Annotated in this window: 19 protein-coding genes; 15 read left to right on the forward strand and 4 right to left on the reverse strand. The window is 43.4% G+C overall.

The window, feature by feature from the left end; translation table 11 throughout:
* Positions 1-5: 5 nt before the first annotated feature.
* Complete coding sequence (gene paaZ / locus M1F14_RS02045; RefSeq protein ID WP_181468983.1) at positions 6-2072, reverse strand: phenylacetic acid degradation bifunctional protein PaaZ; 2067 nt, start codon at positions 2070-2072, stop codon at positions 6-8.
* 323 nt (positions 2073-2395) lie between these two features.
* Between paaZ and paaA the strand changes: the two genes are divergently transcribed.
* The 13 genes from paaA (at position 2396) to paaY (ending at position 13905) form a co-directional block, all read left to right on the forward strand.
* Positions 2396-3334 carry a 1,2-phenylacetyl-CoA epoxidase subunit PaaA gene (gene paaA, locus M1F14_RS02050; protein ID WP_042843391.1) on the forward strand — a complete coding sequence of 313 codons (939 nt, stop codon included), beginning with the start codon at positions 2396-2398 and terminating at the stop codon, positions 3332-3334.
* 33 nt (positions 3335-3367) lie between these two features.
* Entirely contained in the window at positions 3368-3655 is a 288-nt protein-coding gene (gene paaB / locus M1F14_RS02055; protein ID WP_004262911.1) for a 1,2-phenylacetyl-CoA epoxidase subunit PaaB, read from the forward strand.
* Positions 3656-3665: 10 nt separating this feature from the next.
* Complete coding sequence (paaC, locus tag M1F14_RS02060) at positions 3666-4424, forward strand: 1,2-phenylacetyl-CoA epoxidase subunit PaaC (protein WP_048605482.1); 759 nt, start codon at positions 3666-3668, stop codon at positions 4422-4424.
* 4 nt (positions 4425-4428) lie between these two features.
* A complete protein-coding gene (gene paaD, locus M1F14_RS02065; RefSeq protein ID WP_042843389.1) occupies positions 4429-4938 on the forward strand; it encodes a 1,2-phenylacetyl-CoA epoxidase subunit PaaD in 510 nt (169 codons plus the stop codon).
* 10 nt (positions 4939-4948) lie between these two features.
* Positions 4949-6007: a 1,2-phenylacetyl-CoA epoxidase subunit PaaE gene (gene paaE / locus M1F14_RS02070; protein WP_042843388.1), complete on the forward strand. Its 1059-nt coding sequence runs from the start codon at positions 4949-4951 to the stop codon at positions 6005-6007.
* Between the two features lie 8 nt (positions 6008-6015).
* The gene (gene paaF, locus M1F14_RS02075) at positions 6016-6789 is read left to right on the forward strand and encodes a 2,3-dehydroadipyl-CoA hydratase PaaF (protein WP_048605483.1); all 774 of its coding nucleotides are present in this window, start codon (positions 6016-6018) and stop codon (positions 6787-6789) included.
* A gap of 2 nt (positions 6790-6791) precedes the next feature.
* Entirely contained in the window at positions 6792-7586 is a 795-nt protein-coding gene (paaG, locus tag M1F14_RS02080; protein WP_042843386.1) for a 2-(1,2-epoxy-1,2-dihydrophenyl)acetyl-CoA isomerase PaaG, read from the forward strand.
* A gap of 2 nt (positions 7587-7588) precedes the next feature.
* Positions 7589-9139: a 3-hydroxyacyl-CoA dehydrogenase gene (locus M1F14_RS02085; protein WP_181468981.1), complete on the forward strand. Its 1551-nt coding sequence runs from the start codon at positions 7589-7591 to the stop codon at positions 9137-9139.
* Positions 9136-9576 (forward strand): hydroxyphenylacetyl-CoA thioesterase PaaI, encoded by a 441-nt coding sequence (gene paaI, locus M1F14_RS02090; protein WP_042843383.1) that lies wholly within the window; start codon positions 9136-9138, stop codon positions 9574-9576. The genes M1F14_RS02085 and paaI overlap by 4 nt, the downstream gene beginning before the upstream one ends.
* Positions 9573-10775, forward strand: coding sequence for a 3-oxoadipyl-CoA thiolase (pcaF, locus tag M1F14_RS02095; protein ID WP_042843382.1), 1203 nt, complete (start codon positions 9573-9575; stop codon positions 10773-10775). Before paaI ends, pcaF begins: the two co-directional genes overlap by 4 nt.
* 112 nt (positions 10776-10887) lie before the next feature.
* Positions 10888-12198 (forward strand): phenylacetate--CoA ligase PaaK, encoded by a 1311-nt coding sequence (gene paaK, locus M1F14_RS02100; RefSeq protein WP_042843380.1) that lies wholly within the window; start codon positions 10888-10890, stop codon positions 12196-12198.
* A 153-nt stretch (positions 12199-12351) separates the two neighbouring features.
* Positions 12352-13290 carry a phenylacetic acid degradation operon negative regulatory protein PaaX gene (gene paaX, locus M1F14_RS02105; protein WP_042843379.1) on the forward strand — a complete coding sequence of 313 codons (939 nt, stop codon included), beginning with the start codon at positions 12352-12354 and terminating at the stop codon, positions 13288-13290.
* A gap of 21 nt (positions 13291-13311) precedes the next feature.
* The gene (paaY, locus tag M1F14_RS02110) at positions 13312-13905 is read left to right on the forward strand and encodes a phenylacetic acid degradation protein PaaY (protein ID WP_042843378.1); all 594 of its coding nucleotides are present in this window, start codon (positions 13312-13314) and stop codon (positions 13903-13905) included.
* A gap of 55 nt (positions 13906-13960) precedes the next feature.
* Here paaY and M1F14_RS02115 read toward each other — a convergent pair whose 3' ends face one another.
* Together M1F14_RS02115 and emrA are read right to left on the reverse strand one after the other, a co-directional pair.
* Positions 13961-15484: a DHA2 family efflux MFS transporter permease subunit gene (locus M1F14_RS02115; RefSeq protein WP_166687018.1), complete on the reverse strand. Its 1524-nt coding sequence runs from the start codon at positions 15482-15484 to the stop codon at positions 13961-13963.
* A gap of 16 nt (positions 15485-15500) precedes the next feature.
* A complete protein-coding gene (emrA, locus tag M1F14_RS02120; RefSeq protein ID WP_042843376.1) occupies positions 15501-16673 on the reverse strand; it encodes a multidrug efflux MFS transporter periplasmic adaptor subunit EmrA in 1173 nt (390 codons plus the stop codon).
* 754 nt (positions 16674-17427) lie between these two features.
* Here emrA and M1F14_RS02125 point away from each other — a divergent pair.
* Positions 17428-19476 carry a TonB-dependent receptor domain-containing protein gene (locus tag M1F14_RS02125; protein ID WP_048605489.1) on the forward strand — a complete coding sequence of 683 codons (2049 nt, stop codon included), beginning with the start codon at positions 17428-17430 and terminating at the stop codon, positions 19474-19476.
* 61 nt (positions 19477-19537) lie between these two features.
* Complete coding sequence (locus M1F14_RS02130) at positions 19538-20395, forward strand: alpha/beta hydrolase (RefSeq protein ID WP_181468978.1); 858 nt, start codon at positions 19538-19540, stop codon at positions 20393-20395.
* A 3-nt stretch (positions 20396-20398) separates the two neighbouring features.
* Here the strand turns inward: M1F14_RS02130 and M1F14_RS02135 are convergent, their stop codons facing one another.
* Complete coding sequence (locus M1F14_RS02135) at positions 20399-21331, reverse strand: LysR substrate-binding domain-containing protein (protein ID WP_042843373.1); 933 nt, start codon at positions 21329-21331, stop codon at positions 20399-20401.
* Positions 21332-21406 lie beyond the last annotated feature (75 nt).

Genomic DNA, 21406 nt, shown 5'->3' on the forward strand with positions numbered 1-21406 from the left:
AATGACTAAAAATCCCCTTCCCGTCGTTCCACTAAGGTTAAAATACTGTATAACGCCACCACAGTGTTGTCCTGATTAAAGACTTGCACATCCCATTCAACCACGCCATTTGGTGTATCTTCAGCAAGTTTTTGCGCTTTTTTAATCTTTTTCTTGCATGTTAGGCGAACTTGGATCGTATCACCAATTTTAACAGGTTCAATAAAACGTAGGTTTTCCATTCCATAATTAGCGATGACAGGCCCAACACCCGCATCTACAAATAACCCTGCCGCAGCCGAAACAACAAAATACCCATGAGCGATGCGTTCACCAAATAAGGATTGTGCCGCACCAATTTTGTCGACGTGTACATAGAAATGGTCACCACTCAGGCAAGCAAAATGAGTAATATCCGCTTCTGTCACTGTGCGTCTTGCTGTTAGCAGCGTATCGCCAATCACGAGGTCCTCAAAGTGTTTGCGGAATGGATGCACTACGTCAGTAACGGTATCTGCGCCCCTAACCCATTGTTTTGTAATAGAAGTTAACATCGATGGGCTGCCCTGAATGGCTGTACGCTGCATATAGTGTTTCACTGCCCGAAGCCCGCCAAGCTCCTCACCACCACCCGCACGCCCAGGCCCACCATGTACCAATAAGGGGAGTGGAGAACCATGCCCTGTTGACTCCAACGCTGAAGCTTCATTTAAAATCAGCATCCGGCCGTGAGCCCTTGCGCTCATACGGATTACCGATTGAGCTACTTGCGGGTCTGCGGTCACTAATGTCCCCGCTAAGCTTCCTCCCCCTAAAATGGCTAATTGTACAGCCTGCTGAATATCATCATTGTCATAGCACATTAAGGTTGCGACTGGCCCAAAAGCCTCGGTTTCATGTACCGCATGGTGTTTAAAAGGTTCCGCACAATAGAGTAAAGTTGGTGGATAAAATGCCCCATTCTTGGGGTCTCCCCCCACAATATCCAGTTGATTAAACTGCCCACCACACAAGACTTCACAGCCGTTTTGACGCAAATAGTCGACTTTGTCTTGCACATCTTGGCGCTGTTCTAAGTTAATCAATGCCCCCATACGAACCCCTTCAACCGCAGGGTCACCCATCGTCGTGCTCGATAAACGCTTAAGTAGCGCTTGCTTGACATTTTCAAGCTGATTTTTGGGCACAATAACCCGGCGAATAGCGGTGCATTTCTGCCCTGCTTTTGCCGTCATTTCACGAACTACTTCCTTAATAAATAAAGCAAATTCAGGTTGTTCCGGATGTACGTCATTCCCTAATACCGCGCAGTTTAGTGAGTCTGCCTCCATGGTGAATGGAACCGATTTCGCAATAATTGTGGGATGTGATTTTAGCTTCTGCCCTGTCGCCGCAGAACCGGTAAATGTCACGACATCTTCAAAATCAAGGTAGTCAAACATATTACCCACACCACCACAAACCAACTGGATCGCCCCTTCGGGAACCAGACCACTCTCAACCATTAGCTTCACCATCGCTTGAGTCACCTGCGCGGATGCTGTTGCAGGCTTGATAATCGCAGGCATACCAGCCAACCACGTTGGAGCCAGCTTTTCCAGCATCCCCCAGCAAGGGAAATTAAACGCATTGATATGCAAAGCAACCCCACGACGAGATGTCAAAATATGACGACCAATAAATTGCCCTTGTTTCGATAGCGGGATCATTTCATCTTCTGGCCAAATAGTATCATCTGGTAATTCACGGTTTGCTAACCCTGAATAGGAGAATAAAGTGGCAATCCCCCCTTCAATATCAACCCAACTATCCGCTTTCGTCGCCCCGGTTTGTGCTGAAATAGCATAGAGGTGTGCTTTATGTTCTAGCAGGTACTTCGCCAATGATTTGAGCATTTGACCACGTTGCTGAAATGTGAGTGCAGACAAGGTTTCACCACCCACTTTTCGACCATATTCTAAGCTATCCGCTAATGGCAGCCCCTCGGTCGTTACCGTATATAAGGTTTCATTCGTCAGAGCATGGTAAATTTTCCGCCCTTCCCCCTCACCTTGTACCCACTTCCCCATAATATAACTTGTTAAATGTGACATATTCCTCTCCAGAAATAAAAACACTAAATAATATTTGATTGCAAATATGTATCATAAATATAAGCATAGATGCCAATTTAAATTTAACAAATTAAAAACATTTCCGTATAAAAACCATCTTTCATATTAAAACCACATAAAACATACCGAATGTAACCAGCTGTTTATATTGATTTAATGATTATTAATTGTGAAGCACATCGCAAAAGCAGGTTAATAAACATTGACCTTTTTGTTAACCATTTCTAGCATTAATGTTAAATAAATATGATTCACCATTCAAAAATTACATTTAATTTTCGAATCACTTAATGGAAAAATCAATGAGCGAGCAAAATCAGGCTAACTTCGAAGCCAAAATCGAAGCCGATATTTCCATCGAGCCCAAGGACTGGATGCCCGATGCTTATCGGCAGAACCTTATCCGCCAAATAGGCCAACATGCCCATTCGGAAGTGATTGGCATGTTACCGGAAGCAAATTGGTTAACACGCGCACCAACACTGCGCCGCAAAGCTATCTTACTGGCCAAAATTCAAGATGAAGCAGGGCATGGTCTATATCTGTATAGCGCAGCAGAAACCCTCGGTTGCTCTCGCCAAGACATTTACCAAAAACTACTTGATGAAAAAATGAAGTATTCCTCCATTTTCAATTACCCCACATTAAGCTGGGCTGACATTGGTGTAATTGGTTGGTTAGTCGATGGGGCAGCCATTGTAAACCAAGTGGCTCTGTGCCGCGCATCATATGGGCCATATGCACGCGCCATGGTGAAAATCTGTAAAGAAGAAAGTTTCCATCAACGTCAAGGTTATGAAGCAGTTATGGCGCTTGCACAAGGAAGTGAAGAACAAAAAGCAATGCTGCAAGATGCAATAAACCGCTTTTGGTGGCCTGTACTGACCATGTTTGGCCCAAATGATTCAGACTCACCGCATAGCGCACAAAGTATGGCTTGGAAAATCAAGCGCTTCAGTAATGATGAATTACGCCAAAAATTTGTGGATAACACAGTTCCGCAGGTTGAAGCACTCGGCATGACTATTCCTGACCCTGATTTGGTTTGGGATGAAGAACTTGGTCACTACCGATTTGGCGAAATTGACTGGGAAGAATTTTATCAAGTCATTAAAGGTAATGGCATTTGTAATCACGAACGTGTTGGTGCGAAACGCAAAGGATGGGAAGACGGTGCTTGGGTACGTGAAGGCGCAATGGCACATAGTCGCAAACAAAAAGCCGTTAAATCTGCCGCTTAACTCATTTAACCACTTACTGAAAAGGAAAACCCCATGAGCAATCAAGATTGGCCACTGTATGAAGTTTTTGTCCGTAGCAAACAAGGGCTTGCTCATCGCCACGTTGGTAGCTTACACGCGGCCGATGACCAAATGGCGCTGGAAAATGCCCGCGACGCCTACACAAGGCGCAGCGAGGGCTGTTCGATTTGGGTGGTAAAAGCTGCACATTTAATCGCCTCACAGCCCGAAGACAAGAGCACATTTTTTGACCCTGCAGATACCAAAGTCTATCGCCACCCAACTTTCTATACCATCCCTGATGGTATCAAAAACATGTAAGGAGCTTACGATGGATCAACAACAACAGCTCCACCACTACACATTAAGGCTCGGTGATACCCCATTAATTCTTGCACAGCGCCTATGCGAATGGTGTGGCCATGCCCCTGAAATTGAAATTGACCTTGCACTGTCTAATATCGGCTTAGACTTATTGGGGCAAGCTCGTCATTTTTTAAGTTATGCAGCGCAATTAAAAGGGGCCGGATATGATGAGGACACCCTCGCTTTTTTGCGTGATGAAAGGGAATTTAGCAACCTATTACTCGTCGAACAACCGAATAATGACTTTGCCGATACCCTAGTGCGCCAATTCTTTATGGATGCTTATCACGTTCCATTATATGAATCACTGATTCATAGCCACGATAAACAACTCTCAGCGATAGCTGAAAAATCCTTAAAAGAAGCCCTTTATCATTTACGTTTTAGCCGTAATTGGATGATCCGCTTAGGGGATGGTAGCGAAGAGAGTCACAGGAGAATTCAGCGCTCCGTTGATGAATTATGGCGCTTTACCGGTGAACTCTTCCATGCAGACGCTATTGAAGTTGCACTCAGCGAGGTGGGCATAGCCGTTGACCCACGCAGCCTAAAAGAAACTTGGCTAAATACGGTCAATGAAACATTTGCCGAGGCGACACTCAACATACCTGAAAAAGAGGCCTATCGCATCGGTGGTAAGCAAGGTAGCCACACTGAACACTTAGGCCTGTTATTAACACAGCTGCAATTTATGCAACGTGCTTACCCAAATAGCCAGTGGTGACGTGATGGAACAGAGACTGCAACCTAACCAGCTTCAATCCCCCCAAGTTCATGTGATCTGGCAACAGCTTCAGCAAATTCCTGATCCTGAGCTGCCAGCACTCTCTATTACTGATCTTGGCATGATCCGCAATGTGGTACCTAACAAACAAGGGTGGAAAGTTATTTTTACACCTACCTATTCTGGTTGCCCAGCAACTGAATTTTTAATCAATGAAATCAAAACGGTTCTTGGTAAAGCAGGGTTCCAAAATATCGATATTGAAGTGATGCTGACCCCAGCTTGGACAACTGACTGGATGAACCAAGACGCCAAAAGGCGCTTACGGGAATTCGGTATCGCACCCCCGCAAGGAACATCCTGTGAACACCCTGAACACAAAGGTGCTGTCTGTTGTCCACGCTGTGATAGCCAACAAACAGAAAAAATTAGTGAGTTTGGTTCAACAGCCTGCAAAGCATTGTATCGCTGCACTGAATGTTTAGAACCGTTTGATTACTTTAAATGTATTTAGGGGCACCCTCATGACTGTATTCCATCGTTTAAATATTGCCGCTATTGAACGTGACACCCCTGATGCTGTCGCAGTGACATTCAGTGTTCCTGATGCGTTACGCGAGCAATATCATTATCGACCAGGGCAACACCTGACTTTAAAAGCCTCCATTCAGGGGGAAAATTTACGCCGTTGTTATTCTATTTGTAGCTCACCCGATGAAAACACACTGAAAATTGGCGTTAAAGCGATCTACGAAGGTCGGTTTTCCAATTTTATCAACCAACATCTAACTGTCGGTGATAGCCTTGAGGTGATGATCCCTCAAGGGCAATTTGGCTATCAACCTGAGCCGAATACTCAGGCGCACTATCTTGCTATCGCTGCCGGTTCAGGGATCACCCCCCTACTTTCGATTATTAAAGCCACATTACAGACGGAAACCAAAAGTCACTTTGTGTTGATTTATGGTAACCGCAATAGCCGTTCGGTGATGTTTAAAGAAAGCATTGCAGACCTCAAAAACCGGTTTGCACAGCGTTTTCAAGTGCTTTACCTATTTAGCCAAGAGCAACAAGATAGCGAGTTATTAAGTGGACGCATCAGCCAACAGCAGCTCAATGCATTAGGTAAAACGTTATTGAATTTTCAACAATTTGACCGCGCTTTTATTTGTGGTCCAGAAAGTATGATGGATGAAGTACACGACACATTAATCAATTATGGTATGCCAAAAGAGTTTGTTCATACCGAGCGCTTTAATACATCCGGTATCAAATTCAAGCCGACCTCCGCCCTCGCCACCGAAACTCGTCAAGTCAGTATCCACCTTGATGGTCGCACAATGAACATCAGTATGGATAGCCAAGATGACAGCATTCTTGATGCCGCTTTACGCCAAGGAGCCGACTTGCCCTATGCCTGTAAAGGTGGGGTTTGCGCAACTTGTAAATGTAAATTGCGTGCAGGAGAAGTCGAAATGGGCGTCAATTATAGCTTAGAGCCCGACCAAATTTCTGATGGTTATATTCTTAGCTGCCAGTCTTGGCCTAAAGGAGATGGCGTCGTTCTGGATTTTGATGTGTAGGAGCCACAATGGAAAACCCTTGGATTTTATCTCACCAAAACAACCGGGTACTGACACTGACACTCAATCGGCCAGAAGTACGCAATGCATTAAGTACCGATTGTTTAGAACTCTTAGTGCAAAACTTAGAGCAAGCAGCAGCCAATGATGAGATTGGCGCGATCGTTATCACTGGGAATTCACGTTTTTTTGCTGCTGGCGCTGACCTTAAAGAATTACAGCAACAAACCGTTGCTAACGCTATCACTGATAGACGACCCCAAGTATGGCAGCGGCTCTCAATGATATCAAAACCTATCATTACCGCTGCTAATGGTTACGCCTTAGGCGCTGGGTTTGAACTACTGCTTGCTAGCGACATCATTATTGCGGGGGAGTCCGCACGTTTCGGCTTGCCTGAAATAACACTCGGTCTAATACCCGGTGCGGGAGGGACACAACGGCTGATCCGCTCCGTTGGTAAGTCTCTTGCTATGCAAATGGTACTCACAGGGGAGCCTATCAATGCAAAACACGCTCTTCAGGCAGGGCTAATTAGCGAAATTTGTGTGGATGAATTAGTTGTTGAACGAGCTCAGAAAATTGCGCAACGCATTGCAATACATGCACCTTTAGCGGTTCGGGCGGCAAAAGCTTCGCTAATTCATTCCCAAGAAAATCATTTGGCTGAAGGTTTACAACTTGAGCGTCAGTACTTTGTCGCCTTAGCCGGCACCGAAGATCGACGCGAAGGGATCGATGCATTCTTTGAAAAACGAAAACCTCAGTTTACAGGGAAATAATTATGACAAACCAAGCGATGATCCTCGCAACGCAAGAGAATGGGGTCCTCACTATTACATTAAACCGCCCCGATCGACTTAATAGCTTTAACGATGAAATGCATCGTCAGCTTAGTGATGCTATCAAGCTTGCGGAACGAGATGAAACGATACGCTGTTTAGTGATCACCGGAGCTGGTAGAGGGTTTTGTGCTGGTCAAGACCTTAACGACCGGAACGTCAGCGTAGGTAACGAAACGCCTGACCTTGGTTTCTCCGTTGAAACCTACTATAACCCGTTAATCCGCCGTTTAACCTCTTTGCCAAAACCAATCATCTGCGCCGTTAACGGTGTTGCTGCGGGCGCAGGCGCTGCCATTGCCCTTGCAGGGGATATCGTAATTGCAGCAAAAAGTGCGAGTTTTATTCAATCATTCTGTCGCTTGGGGCTAGTTCCCGATTCTGGTGGAAGCTGGTTTTTGCCCCAACTTGCAGGCCATGCAAGAGCCATGGGAATGGCATTATTAGGCGATAAAATTAGTGCAGAGCAAGCCTTGCAGTGGGGAATGATTTGGCAAGTCACGGAAAACGAAGAGCTATCCGATACCGTAAACCAGTTGGCTATGCATTTAGCTACTCAACCGACTTACGGTTTAGGGTTAATCAAAAAAGCGATTTACGCCGCGGCAACCAATACCCTTGATGAACAACTTGACCTTGAGCGTGATTTACAACGCTTAGGGGGGCGTAGTGAAGACTACCGCGAAGGGGTTAGTGCCTTTTTAAATAAACGCGAACCGCAATTCAAAGGGAGATAACCATGACTTTACCTTTGAATACTCGCATCCAGACTGTAGCCGTAATTGGCGCAGGCACCATGGGCATTGGTATTGCGCAAGTGGCAGCTACAGCAGGCTTAACTGTTTTACTGTTTGATGTTAATCAACAGGTATTAACCCAATCAGTATCAGCAATGACCCAACGTTTACGCAAACGGGTTACCCAAGGGAAAGCTGAAGCCAAAGCGACAGAAAGCATCATCGAAAACATTACTGTGGTGCAAAATTTATCTCAATTAGCGAATGCGCAACTGGTCATTGAAGCTATCGCAGAAAAATTAGAGATAAAACAAGCTATTTTTAACGATTTAGAAGCTATTTGTAGCGAAAAAACTATATTTGCAAGCAATACCTCATCGCTCTCAATTACTGCCATTGCCAGTCAATTAAAACACCCTGAACGCCTTGCTGGGCTGCATTTTTTTAACCCCGCCCCCGTGATGAAGTTAGTCGAAGTAGTTCGTGGGTTAGAAACATCAGACCACGTTATTTCACAATTAAAAATATTGACCCAGTCATTCGGTAAAGTCCCTGTTATTTGCCGTTCTACCCCTGGTTTTATTGTTAACCGAGTGGCAAGACCATTTTACGCAGAAACATTACGAGCCCTTGAAGAGCAAATTGGCAGCCCCGCAACGTTAGATTGCGCAATACGCGATGCAGGTGGATTTGCCATGGGGCCATTACAACTTACTGACTTAATTGGCCATGACATCAACTATGCGGTGACTGAATCGGTGTTTAAAGCCTTCGGCTATGACCCACGATTTCAAACCTCATTAATGCAGTTAGAATTAGTTCAGGCTGGGCATTTCGGTCGTAAATCAAAACAAGGTTTCTATCATTACGATGATAACAAACCGCAACCTAAGCCATTATTTGCAGCAAAAGCCCTTCTTGACCAACCACAACAGGTCAAAATATGTGGGAATTGGCAAATATTTCCTGAATTTGTGCAGCTTTTATCTGAAAGTGGGATCTCACTCGAAGGATCAGCACAACAGCAAGAACAATCCCCAACACTCATTGTTAATGACGTTATTATTATGTTAACAAATGGTGAGTCAACATCATCTCATGCGCAAAAGTTGGGGCAAGCTGTCGTGCAATTTGATTTATCTGCTAATTACCTTGCCGCAACGGCAGTCACTCTCAGCTGTGCTGCACAAAATAACGTGCAACAAAACCAGCAAGCAATTGCATTTTTTCAATCGCTTGGGAAAAACGTGATTGTACTACCTGACTACCCTGCACTCTTAGCAATGAGAACTGTTGCGATGTTATGTAATGAAGCGCTGGATGTCGTCAATAAAGGGATAGCAACCACACTGGATACAGATAACGCCATGCGTTTTGGTGTGAATTACCCCAAAGGCCCTTTAGCTTGGGGAGCGCAACTTGGCTGGCAACGAGTATTAACAGTACTTGAGCACTTAACACAGTTTTATGGGGATAGCCGCTATCGGCCCAACCCATTATTAAGGCAGTTAGCTGTAGGCCATCAATCTTTATCTTTCAAGGAGTTGCTATGATTTCCGTACCAAATGTTACCCTTGCTCAACAATCAGCCCACATGATGTACAAAGATGACGCATGCGCAAAAGCTATGGGCATGTCTATTGAAAAAGTAGAGGAAGGTTTTGCGCAACTAAAAATGCCGATTACAGCACAAATGCTAAATGGCCATAAAACCTGTCACGGGGGGCAACTCTTTAGCCTTGCAGATACCGCCTTCGCCTATGCCTGCAACAGCCAAGGGCACGCTGCTGTTGCCTCTATGTGCTCTATCGATTTCATTCGCCCCGGTTTTGAAGGTGATTTACTCACTGCAATAGCGCAAATGAAACATCAAGGTAAACAAAATGGCCTATATGAAGTTGAAATAGTCAACCAAGACGGCAAAACATTAGCCTTATTTCATGGTCGTTCACATCGGCTGGGGCACCGTCTAGTAGGAGAACCATCATGATTGACGCCTATATTTGCGACGGTGTTCGCACACCTATTGGCCGCTATGGTGGTGCGCTTGCATCATTACGCCCCGATGACCTCGCCACTGTGCCTCTCAAAGCATTAATGGCGCGGCACCCACAGCTAGATTGGTCACTAGTCGATGACATTATTTTAGGTTGCGCAAACCAAGCAGGGGAAGATAACCGCAATGTCGCGCGTATGGCCAGTTTACTGTCGGGCTTACCAGTTTCTGTTTCCGGTACCACCATTAACCGATTATGTGGTTCAGGCCTTGATGCTATTGCGTTTGCGGCAAGAAGTATCAAAGCGGGAGAGTCTGGTTTGATGATTGCAGGTGGCGTAGAGTCAATGAGCCGCGCCCCTTTCGTAATGGGAAAACACGAATCGGCTTTCTCACGACAAGCTCAAGTCTTTGATACGACAATTGGCTGGCGGTTTATTAACCCGTTAATGGAACAACAGTTTTCAACTGACTCTATGCCAGAAACAGCTGAAAACGTTGCTGAAACATATCAGATCAGCCGTGAGGACCAAGATGCTTTCGCCCTGCGCAGCCAACAACGTACTGAAGCCGCAAGAATCAAAGGGTTTTTTGCGCAAGAAATAACCCCTGTCACCGTTAAACAACGCAAAAATGAGTTACTTGTCACTGAAGACGAGCACCCTCGTGCGGAAACAACCTTTGAACAATTACAAAAACTAAAAACCCCTTTTCGTGAAAACGGAACGGTCACCGCGGGTAATGCTTCAGGGGTCAATGATGGTGCTGCTGCATTAATCATTGCATCCGAAAGCATTGCTAAGCAGCAAGGGCTTACCCCACGAGCACGCGTTATCGCGACAGCGACTTGTGGTGTTGAACCAAGGTTGATGGGAATTGGCCCACTTCCTGCTGCATTAAAAGCCCTAGAGGTTGCCGGTCTAAGTATAGAGCAAATGGATGTTATTGAATTAAACGAAGCCTTTGCAGCACAAGCACTGGCTGTCTTAAGGGGGTTAGGTTTACCTGACGATGCCCCACATGTTAACCCCAACGGTGGAGCAATATCCTTGGGTCACCCATTAGGTATGAGTGGTGCAAGGCTGGCCATTGCCGCTGTCAACGAACTCCATCGCAAACAAGGTCGCTACGGGTTGTGCACCATGTGCATTGGTGTTGGTCAAGGGATAGCTATGGTTATTGAACGAGTCTAAACAACGTCTTAATACCAATAAAAACAGCCTGAACCCTACACCTGCTCAGGCTAAAACCAGAAACAACATCAATGTGAACTGGTAAATATAATAATTATGAGGACTGGCAATTATGAGCATGATACAAGACAACATCGACCCAATCGAATTTGCCTCACGCGATGAAATCGAGTCATTACAGTATTCTCGGATGAAGTGGACACTCACTCACGCATATGAAAATGTGCCTATGTACCGTAAGAAATTCGACGATGCAGGGGTACATCCTGACGACTTTAAACAACTTAGTGATATCGAAAAATTCCCTTATACAACAAAGCAAGATTTACGTGAAAACTACCCATTTAGTACTTTCGCAGTGCCAATGGACCAAATTATTCGTATTCATGCATCCTCTGGCACGACAGGCCGCCCGACAGTTGTTGGCTATACCCAACGGGATATCGATAATTGGGCTGATTTAATTGCCCGTAGCCTACGCTCAGCGGGGACTGTTCGCGGTGATAAAGTTCATGTCGCCTATGGTTATGGTTTATTTACCGGTGGTCTAGGTGCTCACTATGGTGCAGAGCGCCTTGGTGCTGCGGTGATCCCAATGTCTGGTGGCCAAACAGAAAAGCAAGCGCAACTAATCGCCGATTTTAAGCCTGATGTCATTATGGTAACCCCATCGTATTGCTTAAGTATCATCGATGAGCTTGAAAAAATCATGGGTGGAGATGCTAGTAAGTGCTCACTTAGATTAGGTGTATTTGGTGCGGAACCTTGGACTGAATCACTACGCTCAGAAATTGAAACTCGCCTTGGGATCAAAGCATTAGATATTTATGGTTTATCAGAGGTCATGGGGCCAGGCGTAGCTATGGAGTGTGCTGACGCAGGTGCTAGCGGCCCAACCATCTGGGAAGACCATTTTTACCCAGAAATCATTTCCCCTGATACACTTAAAACACTGGGGGATGGTGAACATGGTGAGTTAGTGTTTACTACCCTGACAAAAGAGGCTATGCCTGTTATTCGCTATAGGACTCGTGACCTGACTCACTTAATGAGCGGGGTAAATCGTAATATGCGCCGTATTGGTAAAATTACTGGTCGCTCTGACGATATGATGATTATACGTGGCGTAAATGTCTTCCCTTCCCAAATTGAAGAACAAATTATGCAATTCAAAGAGCTATCTCCACATTACCAATTAGAAATTGGTCGCCAAGGTAATATGGATAATTTGTCAGTCCGTGTGGAGCTCAAGCACCCTGAGCAACTTACCTATGATGAGCGCTGCAATATTTGCCATCATTTAAAACATCGTATCAAATCGATGGTAGGGATTAGCACCCGGATCAGTATTGTCAATTGCGGTGATATCCCCCGCTCCCAAGGTAAAGCGGAGCGTGTTATTGATACTCGAATTGCGATTTAATTCAACTCATTAAGGCATATTGAAGTTAGCTTATTTGGTATGCCTTAATGCCAAAAAAATAGCACTAATTAAAGGTAATGGAAGACAACTTTTAAATTTATGTCTACTATTCAGTAAGCCTTCTGATACATAAATTTTATAGATGAAATATAAATGGATAATAAACTCAGCCAATTTATACAACATGCCATAGAAAGCCAGCCCATTAGCGGGACCTCTCTGATTAGCTCACTCTACGGTGATGCTTTACATCACCGCGGAGGCGAGGTGTGGTTAGGCAGTTTAACCAAACTATTAGAGCCGATGGGGTTTAGCGATCGCTTTGTTCGCACTTCTGTGTTTCGTTTACAAAAAGAAGGCTGGCTAGATGTTGAGAAAATTGGTCGCCGTAGCTACTACCGCATTTCTGAACGCGGGCAAAGCCGATTCCGCCGAGCAGAAAGTAAAATCTACCTTGCTGAACAGCCTGATTGGGATGGGAAATGGGAACTACTATTATTGGAAGCGGCTGATAAAGATGAAAAAACCAGGCTAAAAAAAGAACTTAGCTGGCTAGGGTTTGGCCAATTTAATACCTCTCTCATGGCAGCACCGAGCTGCGCACAAGCTGATGTTCCTTCTCTATTAAATGAGCTCAATGCCACTGAGCACGCCATCTATTTTCATGCAGATTACCCTTATAGCCGTTCAGAAAAAAACTTGAAAGAGTTAGTATCACAAGCTTGGTCTTTGCAAGAAATATCAGAGCATTACCACCAATTTATTTCATTATTTAGGCCCTTGGCACTACTCCTTAAAGAGAATACTGAGCCACAAATATCCCCAGAACATTGCTTCCAATTACGTTTGTTGTTAATTCACTTCTATCGCCGAGTCACACTAAAAGACCCTTTGTTGCCTGATGAACTGCTTCCAGCACAATGGGAGGGCCATATTGCTCGCCACCTTTGTACCAATATTTACCAACGAATTGACCAAGCCGCAACACAATATGTTTCAGAACGATGTGAAACCACGGTAGGGGAACTTCCTCAACCTTCGAGCGCCTACTATCGGCGTTTTGGCGGAGTTTTAAGAGATATCGCCGCCTAAACTTATATTAAAGGAGCCTATATGCCTTTTTATCAAATTGATGGTATTACACCTGTCGTCAGCACTGAAAGCTTTGTTCACCCTACCGCGGTTGTCATTGGTGACGTAATCATTGGCAAAAATGTCTATATCGGCCCCAATGCCAGCTTACGAGGTGATTTTGGCCGCTTGATCATTAAAGATGGTGCCAATATTCAAGATAATTGCATCATGCATGGGTTTCCACAGTACGAAACCATCGTCGAAGAAGAAGGGCACATCGGTCATGGTGCGGTTTTGCATGGTTGCCATATCAAACGTAACGCTTTAATCGGTATGAATAGCGTGATTATGGATGGAGCAGTAATTGGTGAAAACTCAATTGTGGGCGCCTGTGCCTTTGTAAAAGCTGAGGCCATATTTCCAGAAAATAGCTTGATTGTTGGAACGCCTGCCAAAGTGTTACGTGCGTTATCAGACAAAGAAATTGCTTGGAAAAGCAGTGGGACAAAAGATTACCAAAATTTAGTGATCCGCTGCCTAAGTACCTTTAAAGAAGTTGCCCCTTTACAGGAAGTTGAAACCAACCGTCCTAAACTTAGCTTTGAGAACATCATTCCCAAATCTCAGCTATAGAATGAAAAAGGAGCAAACCTATTTGCTCCCTCTTTTGGGCCAAAACCAGATAACATCACTTCACTTTATTACCAAATGGGGGTTTAGCGAACCACACTGTAATAATCAATGCGATAAATACCCAGCCACATAACCAGAAAATTTCATTAGCCGCGATAATCAGCCCTTGGTTGGTAATTTCCTTCGCAATAAAACCAGATGTTTGTTCTGTACTGAGCCCATGAGCGGCCATACCTTGGTACATATCTAAAGATTCAGGGTTGTAATCCGTAATATGCTCTGTCAGTTGACTATGATGAAGGGCTTCTCTATCGCTCCACATAGTCGTCGTAATTGAAGTCCCAATCGACCCTGCTAAGGTACGGAAAAAGTTGGCTAAACTAGAGGCAGAGGCAAGTTTTTCCGGAGGTAACCCTGATAACGTCAATGTCGTCAACGGCATAAAGAAACAAGCTACGGCCATGCCTTGCACTAACTGCGGCCATACTACCGCAGAAAACCCCATGCTCGGTTCAAAAGTATACGCCCGCCAAAAAAAGCAAATCGCATAAAACACAAAACTAAAGGTGACTATCCAGCGAATATCGAGGAAATCGGAGAGTTTTGCGACTGGTGCCGAAAAAAGTACAGGAAGCAAGCCTATCGGTGCTAAAGCAAGCCCAGCCCATGTGGCGGTATAACCATAAACTTCCTGTAAAAGTTGCGGCAACAATACAATCGCCCCAAAATATGCCATATAGGCCAAGCTAACTGACACCGTCCCTATCGTAAAATTACGCGACTTAAAGAGAGATAGTTCAACAATTGGGTTTTTATCTGTTAGCTCCCAAATCACTAAGAACACCAGTGCAATGGCTGAAATCACGCCTAATATGACAATTTCATTTGAAGCTAACCAACCTAGCTCCTTGCCTTTATCTAACAACACCTGTAAACAGCCTACACCTACCGATAACAATGCTAAGCCAATCACATTAAACGGCACTTTCACTATGGTTGATTCCATTCCTCTTAAGATGATAGAACCGACAATAATCACAAAAATACCGAGTGGTATATTCATGAAAAAGATCCAACTCCAGTGGAAATTATCACTGATATAGCCACCAAAAATAGGGCCGAATACCGGCGCTAAAATAATCGTCATTGACCAAAATGCCAATGCCATATTTTGCATTTTAGGTGGATAACAACGCATGATCAGGCTTTGTGACAGTGGGATAACCGGCCCAGCAACTGCACCTTGTAAAACACGATACAGAATCAGCATTCCTAAACTATCAGAGAAACCACAAAGCAATGAAAATAAAGTAAAAAGTGCGGTTGCCCATAAGAAAACCCGTATTTCTCCAAAACGCTTGGCAAGGTAACCGGAGATAGCGATAGAGATTGCATTCGATACCCCAAAAGAAGTGATGACCCATGTCCCTTGAGACACGGAAACACCAAGATTACCGGCAATCGTTGGGATAGCGACGTTAGCAATTGTTGAGTCGAGAACCTGCATAAAAGTCGCAAGGGATAACGCAATGGTTGCCCATACCAGCTTCGCCCCTTTCAGCGGTTGAATATCTGCCACAATAGCTCCTTTCAGGCTAATCTGCGTTATTCGTAATAATGGTGTCGATTATCTGGTCAACATCATTAAGTTTTAAGACCAGCGCATCACTTTCAAATGCAGGTGTTGTGCGCTGAACTTCCGCTAAAACTGGGCCACTTTGGTCTTTAATATCAATAGTTACATTCATTGATAAGCCAATACGAAGTGGGTATTTTGCCACTTGTTCAGGGTCTAATTCGATACGTACGGGCAAACGTTGAACAACTTTGATCCAGTTACCCGTCGCATTTTGTGCAGGTAATAAAGAAAATGCACTCCCTGTCCCCATGTCTAGCCCCACAACGGTGCCACTGTACACAATATCTTCGCCATAAAAGTCACTATTAATAGTCGCAGATTGACCAATACGCACTTTCTCTAACTGGGTTTCTTTAAAGTTGGCATCTACCCACACTGGCTGAACAGGGACAATTGCCATTAATGAGCTTTGTGGGCTAACTTGGGAACCCACTTGGACATTACGCCGCGAAACGTACCCTGTCATTGGGCTTTTAATTTCTGTCCGCTGCAAATTAATCCATGCACTGCGCACGCTATCAGCCGCTTGTAAAATTGCAGGTTGCTTTTTCAACTCGGTGTTGCGTAACAAAGCGCGATTTGCATTATATTGTTGAATGGAAATATCGAGCGCGGCTTGCGCAAGCTGTACGGCTTCTTGGGAGTGTTGTAAATCTTCTTTTGAGATCGTCCCACTACGCCCTAACGCTGCTCTGCGCTGATAGTCTTGTTGGGCTTGCGCAAGTGTCACCCGATTTTTTTGGATTTGTGCCTGATATTCATCGCCATTGATATATAACTCTTTGGTTTTGCGCACAGTAGTGGCAAGGTCATGTTTCGCTTGTTCGTAGGATAGTTGTGCATTGGTTTTGTCTAACACCACCAATACATCCCCAGCTTTAACTAAGTCGGTATTTTCGAAATTAACTTGGGTAACATTCCCTGTTGTTTGCGCAACAATGGGGATTTGTAGGCCTGAAACATAAGCATCATCGGTATATTCTTGAAAACGTAAAATGAGAAACCAATAAATACCATAAGCAACAAATAATAGAATGATAATAATTGTAGCAATAACCATCCATATTTTTCTGCGCTTTTCATTTGTCGTTTTTTGATTATTTATTTCTGTCTGTGGCGATTGGCTCATAATAAGTCTCAAATTCCAAATTCAATATTATGTTTTACTCTATATTTACGGAGTATATATAATAAAGCAATAGACAACACGTGCATTAAAATTAAAACCATTCAAAAATAAAAGTTAACATCATGATATTTAAACATAAAAAACACAACCCCATAGTATATGAGATTAATTAAAAACTATAAATCAATCTAATTAAACTAATCTTAATTAGATTGATTAATTTTATAAACATACCTGAACTAACTATTTTATATAAAAATAAAGTTAATTGCACCGACAAATAAAATAACTTAACCTATAATTAATCTTCTTTTTTAGATTAGATAAATACTCAATAGTAAAAATATATTGTGGTTACATTGAATAATAATCGTTTAATCACGACTTAGCCTCTGTAATATCCTCTTGCCCTTACAGATTCGTATATTCTGTTTTTCCCTTCCGTCAAGAACCATAAAGCGCTCACCCTTTGCTGCGGTACTCGTGAAATCATTGTTCTCTTTTTTCGTCACAAACACTCCGTCTACTGTACATTTACTTATCACAAATTTCCCTAACCCAATGTTAAATATTAATTTTATGTTAAGGCTGAAACATCAATGAGCTGTACAAGTTAAGAGTAAGTAAAAAACCTTATTCGAGATCAAATATTGACTATAAATTAGCTAGGCAATTATTTATTTTTGATATGTTTTAGTGATAGTATTCGCAAACAATATAATTATCATTCTCATTTATATTTACAGGGATAATCATGACTTCGAACTATCACTACTCTTTTATTGCCGCAGGGGTTTGTGCGGCATTAGCCACGTTTAATGCTACAGCAGCAGATAACAATTCAGATACCATGGTCGTCAGTGCTTCAGGCTACTCACAACAATTACGTGATGCCCCTGCCAGTGTGACCGTAATCAGCGCAAAACAATTGCAAAATAAACCGGTACGTGATTTAGCTGACGCCGTAAAAGATGTTGAAGGTGTCAGTGTAGTTGGTGCCGCTAATAAACAAGATATTAATATTCGAGGCTTACCCGGCGAGTATACGTTGATCCTTGTGGATGGTCGTCGCCAAAATAGCCGTGAATCGCGTCCAAATGGTAGCGGTGGTTTTGAAGCTGGCTTTATGCCACCAGTGGAAGCGATTGAGCGTATCGAAGTCATCCGCGGACCAATGTCCTCTCTGTATGGCTCCGATGCAATGGGTGGTGTGATTAATATCATCACCAAAAAAGTGACCAATGAGTGGCACGGTAGCGTCACCGCAGGTACCATTATCCAAGAAAATAGTGATAGTGGTAATTCGACTGACGGTAACTTCTACCTGTCGGGGCCATTAATTCAAGATAAATTAGGCTTGCAGTTATATGGTGGTGGTGATTATCGCCAAGAAGATAAGATAATTGGAGGGCATCATAAAAAAGACAATAAAAGCTTAACGGCAAAACTGACCTTTACCCCAATGGAGAACCAAACTTTCTTATTAGAAGCGGGTAGAACCACGCAAGAAAGGAGTGAAACTCCAGGTAAATCTATTGATGAGTATGCCAACCGTGCTGGTGCGCAGAAAAACCCCAAATCAGAGATACATAATAACCGTAACCACGCCGCATTGACTTATAAAGGTGAATGGGACAATTTCAATACAGAATTTAGTGTTTATCAAGAACAAACCAAGCGACATACTAAATCACAAGAATTGAATGAAAAAACAGGAAAATGGGAAGGAGGCTATGAAGTTCGTGTCCCAGAAATTACCAATACGGTTGTAGATGGTAAAGTGGTGGCGTTTTTACCGGATAATATTTTAACCGTTGGTGGTCAATACCAATATTCAAAACTGAAAGATACCTCTCTCGTCGCTTTAGATACGATCAAAAAAACACAGATGAGTGTCGATCAATCCGCATTATTCGTTGAAAATGAATTTACTGCAACAGACGATCTGATCCTAACCGGTGGCCTGCGTTTAGATCATCACGAAACTTACGGTAACCACTGGAATCCAAGAGGTTATGCGGTTTACTACCTCACTGATGAAATCACCATTAAAGGGGGAGTTTCTTCTGCCTTCCGTGCACCAACATTACGTGAGGTCAGTAAAGGCTATGGTACCGCAACACAAGGTGGTAAAGGTGTTATTTATGGTAACCCAGACCTAAAACCGGAAAAAAGTGTTAGTGAAGAAATTAGTATTGCCTATAACCATGAGTCAGGCTTTAATGCGAGCTTAACCTTCTTTAATACCGATTTTAAAAATAAATTAACAAGCTATACGACGAATAAAGAAGAAGCTAGTACAGGCCTGATTATCTACCAATATGACAATGTTGGTAAAGCCAACATTAAAGGAGTCGAGGTTGCAACGGGTATACCTATTGCACAAGATTGGAGCCTTAACTTAAACTACACTTATACTGATTCCGAACGTAAAAGTGATGATGAAAAACTAAGAAATGGAACCTCCTTGAAAGGATACCCATTAGATAAAACACCAAAACACTTAGCCAATGCAAAACTAGATTGGAACTTCAATGAAGACCTGACGTTGTATACCCGCGCTCACTATGAGGGTAAACAAATCTGGGCTGCACAAAGGAATAGTCATTCTGGTGCTCGCTACCGTAGCGGTTATACCACTATGGATGTGGGCGCAACCTATCAATTATTTAAAAATACCAAACTAAACTTTGCCGTGTTAAATATTGGTAATGAAAAAGGGCCTAAAATTGATGAGAAAGGCGGTAACTGGGATGTTGAAGACGGACGCCGTTATTGGGCGAACGTGAATGTCAGTTTCTAAATAACTCCGGGGGTATGCCTGTTTCAGGTATCCCCTCAAAACCCTTAAATAGACTCAATTAATGAATAAAATCATATTAAGTGGCCTATTACTGTGTATGACAAGTTCCGCATTAGCACGTCCTAGCCAAACTATCCCTAGTATGGATGAGCGAGTCAGCCAGTTTTACGATATTCAACAAACGGATATGACCTACGGTGACCGTGCGCTGCGTATTTACAGTGCAGTGCCCTATAATGTCACTGCACAACGCCCTATCCTGTATATGCTTGATGGTAATGGTTTATACCCCAAAGCAGTTAATCGCGCAGTTGAAAAGCTGCCAGCGGATAAACTACCGATTATTATAGGCCTTGGCTACCCTGTCGACGAAGCATTTCCCAAAGCGTGGCGAACTCTCGACTACACCCCACCCGTTTCAGGTGACGATTTTAAACAAGGTGGCGGTTCCCCTGCGCTATACCAATTTTTAACTAACACAATCCGTCCATGGGTTGAGCAACAGTTTCCTATTGATAAAAGCAAGCAAACTCTATTTGGCCATTCATTTGGTGGGTTATTTACCTTAATGGCTTATCAGCAGCAGCCCAATGATTTTCAATTCTACATCACGGCTAGCCCGTCTCTTTGGTGGGGCAAAGGGGAAATGGTCGATTTAGCAAAACTGACGCACCCACAAGCCGCTGCGCCGCTTTTCGTCACATTAGGAGGATTGGAAGAAAGCCCTGATTTATCTAAGCTCAGTCAAGAGCAAATACAGAATTATCAAGAACGTAAAAGCTGGATCAACGCTCGCCAAGTGTGTGAGGAAATACAAAACCAGCAAAGAACCTGTGAATTTACCTTATTTGATGGAAAAACCCACGGTTCGGTGATCCCCGATGCTATTGATAAAGCACTCGAAGTTGCTAGCCAATAGCCGTTAATTAATGGGTTTTAGTAAGTCACTGTATAATTCTGTTAAAACCCCTTTTTCTGCGAATTCCTTACGGATCCATTGAGTCACAAGCCCAGTCGCTGAGTGCTGTGTCGCTAATAACATATGTGAATCCTGCCGCGGGTTTTGTATGTTTTTAGTGACTAACCGGCCAGTCTTTACATGTTCTTTCACCATATAATCAGGCAAAAAGCCAATCCCTTCCCCTAATATCTGACACTGGCATTTAGTATTAAAATCAGGAACTTGTATGGCTTCTTGCCCATGAAGCAGCCACCCTACACGTTTATTAATGGTATGCGCGGTGTCTTCGACCATAATATTAGGATACAAACGCAACTGGCTTTCAGCAATCGGTTCAGGCATTAATGCCAAAGGGTGCGTGGCAGCGATAGCGAATTGCCAATGGATGGCGCCAATTTCAGTGTAATCAATCCCCCCGCCATCCATCAGTGTTCCCGGAGCCCCAATCGCAATATCGGCATGGTTATTAATAATCGCATCCCACACACCATTATACACTTCGGTTGTCACCGTAATATGGCAAGTAGCAAACTGTTTTTTTAATATTTGCAGTAACTTAGCGGTATGGTAAGGCGTATATAATAACTGGTTAATACAAATACGAACTCGCGCTTCAATCCCCTGCTCAATGGAATAAATACTTTTTTGAATTAAATGAAAGTTATTCAGTAGGTCAGTTGCTTTACGATAAAAATAATAGCCAGCTTCTGTCAGCTCAATATTCCGCGTATTACGAATAAATAACGCGACATCCAAATAGGTTTCAATACGTTTAATCGTGTAACTCACCGCAGAGGTTGTCACCCCTAACTCCTCTGCCGCCTTACTAAAACTGGCAAATTTTGCTGCTGTCGTGTAAGTCAGTAAATTTTCTTCAGTGAAAATTGAGTTCATCGTTGTATTCCCAAATTGAACAAAAATAAACCAAACTGTTTTTTTTAAACTCTTAGCACTCAAAATATGACGACT

The sequence above is a fragment of the Providencia sp. PROV003 genome (assembly GCF_045040775.1).
Lineage (GTDB): Bacteria > Pseudomonadota > Gammaproteobacteria > Enterobacterales > Enterobacteriaceae > Providencia > Providencia huashanensis.

What these genes read in the sequence shown, in the direction of transcription:
- paaZ (WP_181468983.1), bottom strand. Translation starts at nt 2,072, where the DNA reads ATGTCACATTTAACAAGTTATATTATGGGGAAGTGGGTACAAGGTGAG.
- paaA (WP_042843391.1), top strand. Translation starts at nt 2,396, where the DNA reads ATGAGCGAGCAAAATCAGGCTAACTTCGAAGCCAAAATCGAAGCCGAT.
- paaB (WP_004262911.1), top strand. Translation starts at nt 3,368, where the DNA reads ATGAGCAATCAAGATTGGCCACTGTATGAAGTTTTTGTCCGTAGCAAA.
- paaC (WP_048605482.1), top strand. Translation starts at nt 3,666, where the DNA reads ATGGATCAACAACAACAGCTCCACCACTACACATTAAGGCTCGGTGAT.
- paaD (WP_042843389.1), top strand. Translation starts at nt 4,429, where the DNA reads ATGGAACAGAGACTGCAACCTAACCAGCTTCAATCCCCCCAAGTTCAT.
- paaE (WP_042843388.1), top strand. Translation starts at nt 4,949, where the DNA reads ATGACTGTATTCCATCGTTTAAATATTGCCGCTATTGAACGTGACACC.
- paaF (WP_048605483.1), top strand. Translation starts at nt 6,016, where the DNA reads ATGGAAAACCCTTGGATTTTATCTCACCAAAACAACCGGGTACTGACA.
- paaG (WP_042843386.1), top strand. Translation starts at nt 6,792, where the DNA reads ATGACAAACCAAGCGATGATCCTCGCAACGCAAGAGAATGGGGTCCTC.
- M1F14_RS02085 (WP_181468981.1), top strand. Translation starts at nt 7,589, where the DNA reads ATGACTTTACCTTTGAATACTCGCATCCAGACTGTAGCCGTAATTGGC.
- paaI (WP_042843383.1), top strand. Translation starts at nt 9,136, where the DNA reads ATGATTTCCGTACCAAATGTTACCCTTGCTCAACAATCAGCCCACATG.
- pcaF (WP_042843382.1), top strand. Translation starts at nt 9,573, where the DNA reads ATGATTGACGCCTATATTTGCGACGGTGTTCGCACACCTATTGGCCGC.
- paaK (WP_042843380.1), top strand. Translation starts at nt 10,888, where the DNA reads ATGAGCATGATACAAGACAACATCGACCCAATCGAATTTGCCTCACGC.
- paaX (WP_042843379.1), top strand. Translation starts at nt 12,352, where the DNA reads ATGGATAATAAACTCAGCCAATTTATACAACATGCCATAGAAAGCCAG.
- paaY (WP_042843378.1), top strand. Translation starts at nt 13,312, where the DNA reads ATGCCTTTTTATCAAATTGATGGTATTACACCTGTCGTCAGCACTGAA.
- emrA (WP_042843376.1), bottom strand. Translation starts at nt 16,673, where the DNA reads ATGAGCCAATCGCCACAGACAGAAATAAATAATCAAAAAACGACAAAT.
- M1F14_RS02125 (WP_048605489.1), top strand. Translation starts at nt 17,428, where the DNA reads ATGACTTCGAACTATCACTACTCTTTTATTGCCGCAGGGGTTTGTGCG.
- M1F14_RS02130 (WP_181468978.1), top strand. Translation starts at nt 19,538, where the DNA reads ATGAATAAAATCATATTAAGTGGCCTATTACTGTGTATGACAAGTTCC.
- M1F14_RS02135 (WP_042843373.1), bottom strand. Translation starts at nt 21,331, where the DNA reads ATGAACTCAATTTTCACTGAAGAAAATTTACTGACTTACACGACAGCA.